The organism is Pseudarthrobacter adonitolis, from assembly GCF_055412845.1.
On sequence record NZ_JBVAYW010000020.1, the window covers coordinates 1 to 11867 of the forward strand.

An 11867-nucleotide genomic window follows, 5' to 3' on the forward strand; every position below is an offset into this window, starting at 1 on the left:
GCAGCGAAAACCGGGCACCCACCCACCCCCGCCGCCGCCGGACACCCCACACGACACGCCCCGCGAAGTGATAGAGCGTCCAGGGGAAGAGGGCAGGACCTGCGAGAGCGTCCGCTGTGGGCGCAATTCCCCCGCAATTCCCCGGAAAACCGGTGATTTTAGTCAAAAAGTCGCGGAAACACGCGGAATTTGCGGTCCTCGCGGGCCCAAGCTGGTAAGTTTTCGAAGAGTGGCTTGCACGCATGCCGCGTTCAGGCTCCAGAAATCGTGACCGTCCAGGAGGACATCAATGGCTAAGAACCGTAGTGAACTTGTTTCAGAGGTAGCAGGCAAGGCCGGCACCAGCCAGGCAGCCGTCAACTCCGTCCTCGATGCGCTGTTCGAGGTTTTCGAGACTTCCGTCGCCGCTGGCGAGAAGATCACCATCCCGGGCTGGCTCGCAGTTGAGCGCACCGACCGTGCAGCCCGCACCGGCCGTAACCCGCAGACCGGCGAGACCATCCAGATCGCAGCAGGCCACAGCGTTAAGCTGACCGCTGGCTCCAAGCTGAAGGCTGCAGTCGCCAAGAAGAAGTAGTCTTCTTCAGCAACAGCAGCAAAGGAGCGGCAACCTCAGGGTTGCCGCTCCTTTGCTTTAAGCCGATTCGCCGCGTGGGCACCCGTAGCGGACAATGGATAGGTGCCTTCTGCAGCAAAATCCCGTCCCACAGCACCCCAGCCAGGCCCCGACAGGGGCGCTTCGGCCCGGGCTGGCGGCGTCTTGGGGATTTCCCGGACGTGGCAGTTCGCGGGCCTTGCCGCCCTCTTCCTGGGACTGACGGCGGCCCTCCTTTTCTCCGGCGCCGCTGCGGCCCGTGAGGTCTCTGACCCGGGGGCCCTGGTCCGCTGGGGGCTTCCCGTCAGCAAGGCCATCCACAACGTGGCACTGGCGACGGTGATCGGCGGACTGATCTTCGCCGTCGGCATCCTCCCCAGATCTGCGGGACCCCAGTCCCGGACCCACAACGGCGACGGTCCGGAACATCCGGCGTCCGCCCGGGCCCTGGCCATTGCTGCCGCTGCGGGTGCTGCCTGGACGCTGTCAGCGGTGGCTGTACTGGTCCTCACTTACTCAGACGTTGCGGGCCAGGCCGTCGGTGGGGACGCCGAGTTCACCCGCGCCCTGGTGTACTTCATGACGGACATCGAGACCGGCCGGGCATGGCTGACAGTGACCATGATCGCGGCTGTGGTGACCACCGCGCTGTTCGCCGTCAGATCCCTTGGCGGACTGGCGCTCACACTGATCCTGGCGCTGGCCGGGCTGGTTCCTGCCGCGCTGATCGGCCACTCCTCAAGCTCGTCGGACCACGAAGGCGCCATCAACTCCCTGGGCCTGCACCTTGTGGGCGTCAGCGTGTGGGTTGGCGGCATCGTCGTCCTGGCGCTGCTGTCCGGAATCCTGACCGGCTCGAAGGCCGGGGCCGCCGCCGACATCACGGAACCGACGCTGCGGCGTTTCTCCTCCCTGGCCGGCTTTGCGTTTGTGCTCGTCTTTGCCTCCGGCGTCCTCAATGCCAGCATCCGCATCACCAACTGGGATGACCTCCTTGGTTCCCCCTACGGCCAGCTGATCCTCGCGAAGTCGGCAGCCACCCTGGTCCTTGGCGGCATCGGCTTGATGCACCGGCAATGGGTCATCCCCCAGCTGGGCCGCAAGGGCTCGGCAATGTCCTCACGCCGCGTCCTGTGGCAGCTGGTGCTCGTGGAACTCCTCGTTATGGGAGCCACCTCCGGCGTCGCCGTCGCTCTGAGCCGGTCGGCCCCGCCGCAGCCCACCACGTTTGCGCCGGACGCGTCGCCGGCATTCATTCTCACCGGCTACGAGCTGCCGCCTGAACTGACTTCGGAGCGCTGGCTGACGGAGTGGCGCTTTGACTGGCTCTGGGTGGCCGTGGTGCTCTTCGGGCTGGTGGCCTACTTCCTGGGCGTCGCCAAGGTGCTGCGACGCGGCGACAAATGGCAGTGGTTTCGCGCCGTGAACTGGGTGATCGGCCTCCTTGTGCTGACCTACATCACCTCAGGGCCGCCGTCGGTCTATGGCAGGATCCTCTTCTCCGCGCACATGGTGGACCACATGGCGCTGACCATGGTGGCCCCCATCTTCCTGGTGCTCGGCGCCCCGGTGACGCTGGCCCTGCGGGCTCTGCCTGCCCGCGGCGACGGCTCCCGTGGGACGCGCGAGTGGCTGCTCGTGTTCATCCACTCCAAGTTCTCCCAACTGGTCACGCACCCCCTCTTCGCGGCGGCCAATTTCGCCGGCTCCATCGTGCTGTTCTACTACTCGGACGCGTTCGGCTTTGCCATGCGGGATCACGTGGGCCACGAGCTCATGATCCTGCACTTCTCGCTCACGGGTTACATCTTCATCCTGAGCATGATCGGCACGGACCCGTTGCCCCGCCGCGCACCGTATCCCATGCGTCTGCTTCTGCTGCTGGCGACCATGGGCTTCCACGCGTTCTTCGGCGTCGCCATCATGGGCGGCACCAGCCTGCTGGCGGCGGACTACTTCGGCAACCTTGGCCGGGCCTGGGGGCCGTCCGCTCTCCTGGACCAGCAAATGGGAGGTGCCGTGGCCTGGGGCATCGGCGAAGTCCCCACCCTCCTGGTGGCTCTTGGCGTGGCCATCATGTGGTCCCGGTCCGATCAACGGGAGACCAAGCGCGTGGATCGGGCGGCGGACAGGAATAACGACGCCGATCTCACTGCTTACAACGATATGTTTGCCAAATTGGCTGAACGCGATGCCAGAGTGGCTGAACGCAACTCAAAGCTGGAAGGACGCTGATGAGCGAAACCGTACGCACCCAACTCCGGGTCCGCGCCTCCGAACTGGTGGGCCGCAACTGGCTCAACACCGGCGGCAAATCGCTGGACCTCGAAGCCCTGCGCGGCAAAATCGTGCTGCTCGACTTCTGGACTTTCTGCTGCATCAACTGCCTGCACGTCCTCGATGAGCTGCGCCCGCTCGAGGAACAGTACTCCGACGTCCTGGTCACCGTAGGTGTGCACTCGCCCAAGTTTGAGCACGAAGCAGATCCCGTGGCCCTGGCCGCCGCCGTGGAACGCTACGAGATCCACCACCCCGTCCTGGACGATCCCGAGCTGGAGACGTGGAAGGCCTACACCGCGCGCGCCTGGCCCACGCTGGTGGTCATCGACCCCGAGGGCTACATCGTGGCGCACCTGTCCGGTGAAGGCCACGCTGACGGCCTGGCCGTGCTCATCCCCGAGCTGATCGCCGAGCACGAGGCCAAGGGCACGCTGCACCGCGGCTCCGGCCCGTACGTGGCGCCGGAAGCCACGTCGGGCACGCTGCGCTTCCCCGGAAAGGCGCTGTTCCTGCCGACCGGGCGCGGTTCAGCCGGACGGGGAACGTCCGACGGCGGGACTTCCGCCGCCGCTGGTACCGCCACCGACGGTTCCTGGCTGGTAACCGACACCGGGCATCACCGCTTAGTGGAGTTGGGCACCGACTTCGAAACCGTCCTGGCGACCTTTGGATCCGGGACCAAGGGCCACTCCGACGGCCCGGCCGCCGCCGTCGACTCCGTCCAGCCAACCGCACGGTTCAACGAGCCGCAGGGCCTCGTGCTGCTTCCGGAAGAGGTGGCAGCGAAGGCGGGCTACGACGTCGTCATTGCAGACTCAGTCAACCACCGTCTCCGGGGGCTCTCGCTCACGGACGGAACAGCCACGACGATTGTTGGCAACGGCGTGCAGCGCCTGCTGGAAACCGGCCCCGCGCGGGTGGACGAAGACGCCGCCGGTTTCACGGGCCAGCTCAGCGAGCACCCGCTGGAAGTGTCTCTCAGCTCGCCGTGGGACGTCGTCTGGTCCACCGAGCTCAACGCCGTGGTGATCGCCATGGCCGGCACGCACCAGATCTTCAGCTTCGACCCCCTTACCGGCGCCGTGGCAATTATTGCCGGCAACGGCTTGGAAGGCCTCCTGGACGGCCCCGCCCACGAAGCCTGGTTCGCGCAGCCCTCCGGCCTGGCCGAGGACGCCGACGGCAACATCTGGGTGGCGGACTCCGAAACATCCGGCCTCCGCAAGCTGATCATTGACGATGGCGGCACGGTCACCGTGGAGACTGCCGTGGGCAAGGGCCTGTTCGACTTCGGTTTCCGCGACGGACCCGGGTCCGAGGCACGCCTCCAGCACCCCCTCGGCGTCACCGTCCTGCCTGACGGCTCCATTGCCATCGCCGACACCTACAACGGTGCCGTGCGGCGCTACGACCCCGCCGCAGGGACCGTGTCCACGCTGGCCCGCGGACTCTCGGAGCCCTCCGACGTGATTGTGGACCACACGCACGCCGCCGGCTCCGAGCCGCTGCTGGTAGTGGTGGAGGCCAACAAGCACCAGCTGGTGTACGTGCCCATCCCCAAGGAAGCCCAGCAGGTGGACGAGGGCGCCTCGCAAACCCACCGGCCGAAGAGCCCGGTAGCCCCCGGTCTGCTCGAGCTGACCGTGCGTTTCACCGCGCCTACCGGGCAGAAGCTCGACGACCGCTGGGGTGATCCCACGCAGCTGAAGATCTCCTCCACCCCGCCGGAGCTGCTAGTTGCCGGCGGAGGAACCTCGGTGGGGCTGCTCCGCACGCTGGAGCTGGCTTCCGGCATTCCGGAGGGCGTCCTGCACATTGCCGCCCGTGCCGCGGCCTGTGACGGACCGGAGGATGCGGACGGCGAGATCCCTGACCACGCCGCCTGCCACCTGTATCAGCAGGACTGGGGCATCCCCGTGCTGCTGACGGACGACGGCGACACCGAGTTGGTCCTGGACCTGCGCGGAATGGACTGATCACCACCGCCGCTGCCGCTTTGCGGCGCCGGCTTGCTGAGGCTGCCTTCTGTGACCTGATGTCACGGGATGCAGCCTTTTGCGCGCCGGGGTAGGGGCCGGCCGCGGATTTCCAGGGTTAGGGCCTCCGGCCGTGGCCAAAAGCGTGCTCGGCGTGCCGCCGGGGGCAACTGCCAGCGCCCCGAGTTTTCCACATATGGGCGCCTTGGGGGCGCGGCCAGAGCCTCGGCGGCGGCAGCATGGCCACCTGGATGTGCAGAAGCCCTGCACATTTGCGGTGGAGCAGCCAGGCGCCCGGCGCTGGGCAGGCTGGGAATCGATGATGCGTCGTTGCGCCGGGCTGTCCGGGGCGGACAGCTCCTCCAGCCGGACCGCGGGCTGTATGCCCTCCCGACGGTGCCGGCAGAGCTTGTTGGCCTGTTGCGTAACCGCCAACTCCTGACGTGTGCCAGCGCCGCGCCCCGCCAGGGGTTGTGGTCGCTGCCGTCCTCGGGCGCGCTGCATGTGCATCACCGCAGGGCCGATGCGGTCACCGGCAGCGGGATCCACCATGCCGGGCTGTTGCTGCCGCCGCAGCCAGACAGGCCCGTAGCCGCACTGGCCGATGTCCTCATTCACGCGCTGAGGTGCCTGCCCTTTGCCGAGTCCTTGGTGATGGTGGAATGTGCCGTTCAGCGGGGAGATATGACCGTGGACTTTCTGCGGGCCCGGCTGCCGGGAAAGCGGAACGGCCCTGCACGCGAGGTCCTGAGGTGGGTGGACCGGGGTGCGGACTCGCTCCTGGAGACCTTGGCCCGGACCTATTTCCGGCAGGCCGGGATCCGCGTGGAAACCCAGGCCTAACTTGAGCGTGTGGGTCAGGTTGATCTGCTGTTGGAGGGTTGGCTGGTAATGGAGCTGGACGGCCGGCAACATGCTGAGTGGACCCAGGTGAAGAAGGACAACCGCCGGAACAACGAGTCGGTGGTCCAGGCAGGAAAACCCCGGAAACTCAGGGGCTGGCGTGCGCAGGGGGCAAAAGCGTGCTGTGCGTGGCGCCAGGCCAGCCAGTCAGCCAGGCCAACGGGGCTGGCGCTAGTAGCTCAGGAGCGGGGTGACCCTGATGGTGTCGCCGGCGACATCCAGACGGGTGGTGAAGCTGAAGTCCACCTCTTCGTTGAGCGGGAACCAGGCGCCGGTGAAGGAACTCTGCTGGACCGCCTCCACCTTGGCCTTCCCGTCGAGGGGAGCAACCACCCAGCGGCCGTCGAAGGGCTCGACGGAAATCTCCGGGTACTCCGTGATGGTCCACTTGATGGTGCCGTCGTCCACGTTGTTGGTGCTGGCGAAGTAGAAGGGGCAGTCCGGCTGCAGCTTTTGCTGCTTCACGGCTTCGGCGGCGCAGGTGTCCAGAAACTCCTGTACCTTCGCGCCCACATCCTTCCGCAGCTGGTCGGTGGCTTCGGTCAGCAGGTTCAACGGAGCCGCCGGGACATCGCGGGATGTCACCGTGGCGCGCGTGGCCGGAGCAGCGAAGTATTCACCGTTCAGGGAGGCTTCGTATTCGCCCGGATAGAACACGGCGAACGAATTTCTGCCTTGGGGCATGTTCACAGGGACGCCGTTGAGGTTTACTTCGCTGGCGTTCACCACCGTCAGGCCCACCGTGGGCAGCCGCGACGGCACAAACGCCCACGTATTAAAGAACAGCCATTCGGTGCCGGTCTTCTCCAGCAGGAACTCGGTACGAAGCCTGCTGCCGTCGATCGTGTACTGCACGGGCACCACGACCTGGTTGCCTGAGCGTTCTTCGGCATCGCCGATGGTGACGTTCGCCAGCCGGGAGGAGGCCGTCTGCAGCGCTGTGCCGTCGAGCATGGCGGCGTTGCTGGGCGGCACTGCGGCCCGCAACAGGCCCAGCGCCTTGCCGCCGTCGCCCTCGTGGAGGGCGTCCAGATATTCCCGGACAGGCTGCTGTGGACTTGCCACCGTATTGTTCACCACATTGACCCCAACGATGGCCGCGGCCACGGCAAGCATGAGGCCAAGCAGCCACCCTGCTGCCATCCTCACCAACGCCTGACTCATCTGCACTTCCCTTACGTTACCTGCAAGCCCGCTGATTACAGGTGTAGCCGCCGCCCCGTGTAACGCGGAGCGACGTCTTTCCTGATGCCCGACGGCGGGAAGTCCAGGGCGGGACATCGTCCGGGTTTGCCTACCGGCGGCGCCGGGACGAGGTGCCGAAGACGCCGCGGAGCAGTTCCCGGCCGAGCTGGGTGCCCATGGAACGGACCATACTCTTCAGCCCGCCGCCCAGGGCCCCGCTGAGTGCTCCGGCAAGGTCGCCCACCAGGCTGCCGCCGGCAGGGGCCGCAGGCTCCGGTGCACGCCGCGAGGGCGCATCAGTGCCGGCACCACGATCCGTCGCCGGCGCGGGACGGCTGCTGGGCCGGCCCAGGATTTCCTCCTCGATCCTGCGGGCCTCGGCGTCGACGTCGGCCTGCTCCGAACCTGGCTGCCCGGAAGTTCCCGGAACCGGGGGCTCACCCGGCGCGGCTCCGCCGGTGGGCGTCGCGCCTTTGCCGGTGAGCTTCTCGTAGGCAGAGACGTTGTCAACGGCGGTCCCGTACTTGGCGAGCAACGCGGACCCGCCCACAGTGCTCTTGATGAGCTCCTCGGCGCTGGGGCCCATGACGGATTCCGGGGCGCGCAGGCGTGTGTGAGCAACCGGCGTCGGGGCGCCCTTCTCATTCATGACGGTAATGACGGCCTCGCCGATCCCCGCAGACGTGAGGGTTTCCTCGAGGTCATAGTCGCTGACCGGGAACGTGGACACGGTCGCTTTCAGGGCCTTGGCGTCCTCGGGGGTGAAGGCGCGGAGGGCGTGCTGGATGCGGTTGGCCAGCTGGCCCAGGACATCGGCCGGAACGTCTTTGGGGGTCTGGGTGACGAAGAAGATCCCCACACCCTTGGAACGGATCAGCCGGACAGTGGTGGTGATGGCGTTCAGGAATGCCTTGGATGCGCCGTTGAACAGCAGGTGGGCCTCGTCGAGGAAGAACACCAGTTTGGGCTTGTCCAGGTCGCCGGCCTCGGGGAGGTCCTCGAACAGGTCCGCCAGCAGCCACATCAGGAAGGTCGAGAACAGCATCGGCTTGGTCTGCAGCGTGGGTAGCTCCAGGCAGGTGATAACGCCGCGCCCGTCCGGTGCGGTCCGGAGCAGCTCGGCCGTGTCGAACTCAGGCTCGCCGAAGAACCTTTCCAGGCCCTGCGCTTCCAGGTTTACCAGTTCGCGGAGGATGACGCCGGCGGTGGCCTTGGACAGGCCGCCCAGTTCCTCCAGCTCGTCCTTGCCGTCGTCCGAGGTGAGGAACTGGATGACCGCGCGGAGGTCCTTCAGGTCGATCAGCTCAAGGTTGTTTTTGTCCGCAAAATGGAAGACCAGCTGCAGGCTGGATTCCTGGGTGTCGTTGAGCTCCATAACGCGCGAGAGCAGGATGGGGCCAAACGACGTGATGGTGGCACGGACGGGAATGCCGTTGCCGTCGCCGCCCAGGGCCAGGAACTCCACCGGGAAGGTCTTGCCGGCCCAGGCCTGGCCGATGCTGTCGGTGCGCTCCTTCAGCTTCTCACTACCGGCGGCCGCCGTGGCCAGGCCGGAAAGATCGCCCTTGATGTCCGCGAGGAACACGGGAACTCCGGCAGCGGACAGCTGCTCGGCCATCATGTGCAGCGTGACGGTCTTGCCGGTGCCGGTGGCGCCGGCCACCAGGCCGTGCCTGTTCATCATGGCCAGCGGCAGGCGGACCTGGGCTTCCTTGTGGAGTTCGCCGTCGACAATGGCGGCACCCAGCTCGATGGTGGCGCCTTCCAGGGTGTAGCCCTTCTGGATGGTGGCGAGTTTTTCCGCAGTGGTTTTGTTGGCCATGCCGCTAGCTTAGCGGGGCCGCCGGGAGATTCTTGGTGAACGCGAGCTACCCGATGATCTCCGGATCCTGGTCCTGATCGAACTGCGGCTCATAACCCGAGGTGAGGTACAGGTGCTTGGCTTCGGGCTGGTGCGGACCGGTGGTCAGGAAGACGCGCCGGTAGCTCCGGCGGGCCGTCAGAGCCTCCAGCTCTGCCAGCAATGGCCTCGCCGTTTTCCTGGACCACCCCCACCGGCCTGGACGACATCGCTAGTTGAAGTTCAGCTCACGGTCCGCGAGCAACTGCTCTAACCCCCCATCGATTGCTCCGTACGCGCCCTTTTGGGTCTCAAAAGGGCGGCTACTCAGCAATCGATGGGGTTGTGCACAAAACAATCCCCGCTGGATAACGATCCGGCGGGGGATTCGTCGCCGGCGGGCCTACTTCTTGGGCAGGCCTGCCGGGTTCAGCTCGGAGGTCTTGATGGCCTCCGACGACAGGCCCCAGCGGTCCAGGATCTCGGCGTAGCTGCCATTCTCGATCTGCTGGTTCTGTAGGAGGGGTAACGGCCGTTAACGGGGCGTCCCCGGCGGTCACAAAACCAAGTGGTGCCGCGGCGGTTCCCCCGAAAGACGAGTACTCACGCCGGAAAGACAGGTGCCCACTACGCGTGTGCCCCTCAGACGTGGCACTTACGGTGAAACTACGCTGCGGCCGGAGCCGGCCGCCCCTACGGTCTCACCAGGAGTCATCATGCCGAGTGCCCCTTCGAAGTCTGTATTCGCCCGGCGCCTTGCCGCTGCGGTTGTCCTGCCCGGTCTGCTGACCAGCACGCTTGTTTTTGTTATGCCGGCGGCCGCTTCGGGGTCTGCAACCGGCATTTGCAACGGCGTGGTGAACCAGTTGGCGCACCGGGGCTTCGTCCAGGAGAACCTGCTCAAGGCAGCGGCGAGGAAGAACGCTGACGTAATCGCTGCACTGCAGGCAGAGCGCGCCGAACTGGTAAACACTGAGAACAGATTGACGGCGGAGCTCGCCGCCGCGGATGCGGTCCTTGCTGTCCTTGAGGCCGAGGAAAGGCAGCTGGACCAGGACCTCACCGACACGGACGCCCACATTGCTGACCTGGCCGCAGAACTGAGCGCCACGCAGCTCTCCATCACCGACAAACAGGAGGAGCTCCATGCCCTCAACGTCGCGGCGGCAAGCCTCGCAGACCAAATATCACCGCTGCGGGAGGAAATAGCCCAGGCTCAGGCAGCCGCCTCGCTGCTCAGGGAACAGGCGGCAGCTGTCGACGTGCAGATAACTGAGCAGAACAGCAAGATCAGTTTTGCTCAAGCGGAGCTGGTGACGCTCGAGGCACAAGCACATGCGGCTGCTGTAGCCCTGGCGGACAAGAAAGCCGCCATCCAGGTGGCAGAGGGTGAACTGGTCACCCTCACCGGAGCAGCCCGGGATGCCGAGGCTGCTGTTGACCTTGCAACCAGTGAAGTCGGGGATGCCGAGGCGGAGCTGGCCTCTCTCGTCCAGGCCGGGACGGCTGCGGAAGATAAGCTGCAGGCCGGGCAGGCAAGGCTTGACGATGCCAGGAGTGTGCTCGCCGACTTGGAGCAAGCGGCTGGGGAGGCTGCCACAGCAGTGGAGGGAAAAGAGGCGGAGATCGGCACAGCCCAGGGACAGCTTTCTGCTTTGCAGGCGCTGGCGACAACTGCAGCTGACACACTTGCCGCCAAGAACACCCAGATCGCCGACGCCCAGCTTGACCTTGCCACCCTGCAGGCCAGTGCTGCTGCAGCGGCGTCAGCGCTCACCGCAAACACCACCGCGATCACGTCGGCGAATGCCGGGATTGGCTCCCTGCAGGAGCAGATCGCCACCCTGAATACGACAATCACGTCCACGCAAGCCGCGTTGGCCACCGCGGAGGGCGGTCTCGCTGCACTCCAGGCACAGAAGGAGACATTGGAGGCTGCGATCGCTGATCTCACTGACAGGATCAACAAGAGCCACGGCAATGCGACTGGGTTGAGGAACCAGCGGGATGCCAAGCAGGCTGAGCTCGCGGCGGTGACGGATCAGATCACCGACAAGACCACGCTGATCTCCGGCATGCAAGGCGATCTCACTGGCCTCAATTCGCAGGTGACCACCTTAAGCTCGCAGCTGCTGCTCAAGCAGCAGGAGAGCAGCGCCTTACAGCAGCAGGCGGCACCACTGCAGGCAGTTGTGACCGCAGCCAACGCCGCCGTGGCCGACAAGGAAAGTCAGATCCTAGCCCTGAAAGCCGGGGTGCCGGCACTTGAGGCCGATGTAACGGAGGCCAACGGCGCGGTCGCGGTAAAGGAAGGCGAACTCGCCGTTCTGCAGGGCCAGCTCACCGGACTTGAGGGTGCCGCGGCCACCGCCGGGAGCGCCGTCACCGCACAGGAAATAATCGTGGCTGATCTTGAAGCGGCCGTGCAGGGACTGACTGACGGAGTGGAAGCTGCAAATGCGGCCATCGCGGCTCAAAAGGTCGTCTTGGCGGAACGGAAGGATGCGCTGGAAGACGCACTGGCTGCCCAGGTTGCAGCCGACGCCGCCGTGGTGGACAAGCAGGCCGAACTCTCTACGCTCAAGGACCAGCTGCCCGCGCTGGTAACCGCAGTGGAGGACGCAAACAAGGCTGTGGCAGGCAAAACAGCCGAGATCAGCGCGCTGAACACGATCCTGGACAAGCTGGTGGAAGACCTGACAGGCCTCAACGGCCAGATCACCGCCAAGGAGGCCGAGATCCTCACCCTGCAGACGCGCGTGGCTCCACTGGTCACTCAGCTCAATCAACTCAACGGCGAGATCGCTGTGGCCGAGTCTGCACTGGCTAATCTGAACGGGCAGCTGTTGACGCTTGATGGCCAGGTAACGGCAGCACAGGCGGTGCTCCGGGACCTCCAGTCGCAAAAGGGAGCAAAAAAGGTTGCCATCGAGGCGCAACGGACAATCGTCACTGATCTGCAAGCCGCGCTGGGCAGCGTACAGAACCAGATCAAGGCAACTGACGGTCAGATCGCGCTCGGCGGGTGCGTCGCCTGATCCGTGAGTCAGGCCTGAGCTGCTGAGCGGCGCCCAACGAAGTGCCCCAC

General features: G+C 65.8%; 8 protein-coding genes. 5 read left to right on the plus strand and 3 right to left on the minus strand.

Going from position 1 to position 11867, the window contains the following annotated elements; translation table 11 throughout:
- Nucleotides 1-289 precede the first annotated feature (289 nt).
- The 4 genes from ACZYZ4_RS16035 (at nucleotide 290) to ACZYZ4_RS16050 (ending at nucleotide 5694) form a co-directional block, all read left to right on the plus strand.
- Nucleotides 290-577: an HU family DNA-binding protein gene (locus ACZYZ4_RS16035; protein ID WP_056341443.1), complete on the plus strand. Its 288-nt coding sequence runs from the start codon at nucleotides 290-292 to the stop codon at nucleotides 575-577.
- A 102-nt stretch (nucleotides 578-679) separates the two neighbouring features.
- Nucleotides 680-2830, plus strand: a complete 2151-nt coding sequence (locus ACZYZ4_RS16040; protein WP_463862469.1) for a bifunctional copper resistance protein CopD/cytochrome c oxidase assembly protein — start codon at nucleotides 680-682, stop codon at nucleotides 2828-2830.
- On the plus strand, nucleotides 2830-4851 hold the full coding sequence (locus ACZYZ4_RS16045) for an NHL domain-containing thioredoxin family protein (RefSeq protein WP_463862470.1): 2022 nt from the start codon (nucleotides 2830-2832) through the stop codon (nucleotides 4849-4851). The genes ACZYZ4_RS16040 and ACZYZ4_RS16045 overlap by 1 nt, the downstream gene beginning before the upstream one ends.
- A gap of 69 nt (nucleotides 4852-4920) precedes the next feature.
- Nucleotides 4921-5694 carry a type IV toxin-antitoxin system AbiEi family antitoxin domain-containing protein gene (locus ACZYZ4_RS16050; RefSeq protein ID WP_463862472.1) on the plus strand — a complete coding sequence of 258 codons (774 nt, stop codon included), beginning with the start codon at nucleotides 4921-4923 and terminating at the stop codon, nucleotides 5692-5694.
- 231 nt (nucleotides 5695-5925) lie between these two features.
- Here ACZYZ4_RS16050 and ACZYZ4_RS16055 read toward each other — a convergent pair whose 3' ends face one another.
- From ACZYZ4_RS16055 to ACZYZ4_RS16065, 3 genes are all read right to left on the minus strand, one after another.
- The gene (locus tag ACZYZ4_RS16055; protein WP_463862474.1) at nucleotides 5926-6918 is read right to left on the minus strand and encodes a hypothetical protein; all 993 of its coding nucleotides are present in this window, start codon (nucleotides 6916-6918) and stop codon (nucleotides 5926-5928) included.
- Nucleotides 6919-7048: 130 nt separating this feature from the next.
- Nucleotides 7049-8761, minus strand: a complete 1713-nt coding sequence (locus ACZYZ4_RS16060; protein WP_463862475.1) for a helicase HerA-like domain-containing protein — start codon at nucleotides 8759-8761, stop codon at nucleotides 7049-7051.
- A 46-nt stretch (nucleotides 8762-8807) separates the two neighbouring features.
- Nucleotides 8808-8963, minus strand: coding sequence for a GNAT family N-acetyltransferase (locus tag ACZYZ4_RS16065; protein WP_463862477.1), 156 nt, complete (start codon nucleotides 8961-8963; stop codon nucleotides 8808-8810).
- A gap of 532 nt (nucleotides 8964-9495) precedes the next feature.
- On the opposite strand from ACZYZ4_RS16065, the gene ACZYZ4_RS16070 reads away from it, so the two are divergent.
- Complete coding sequence (locus ACZYZ4_RS16070) at nucleotides 9496-11817, plus strand: coiled-coil domain-containing protein (protein WP_463862479.1); 2322 nt, start codon at nucleotides 9496-9498, stop codon at nucleotides 11815-11817.
- Nucleotides 11818-11867: the final 50 nt, after the last annotated feature.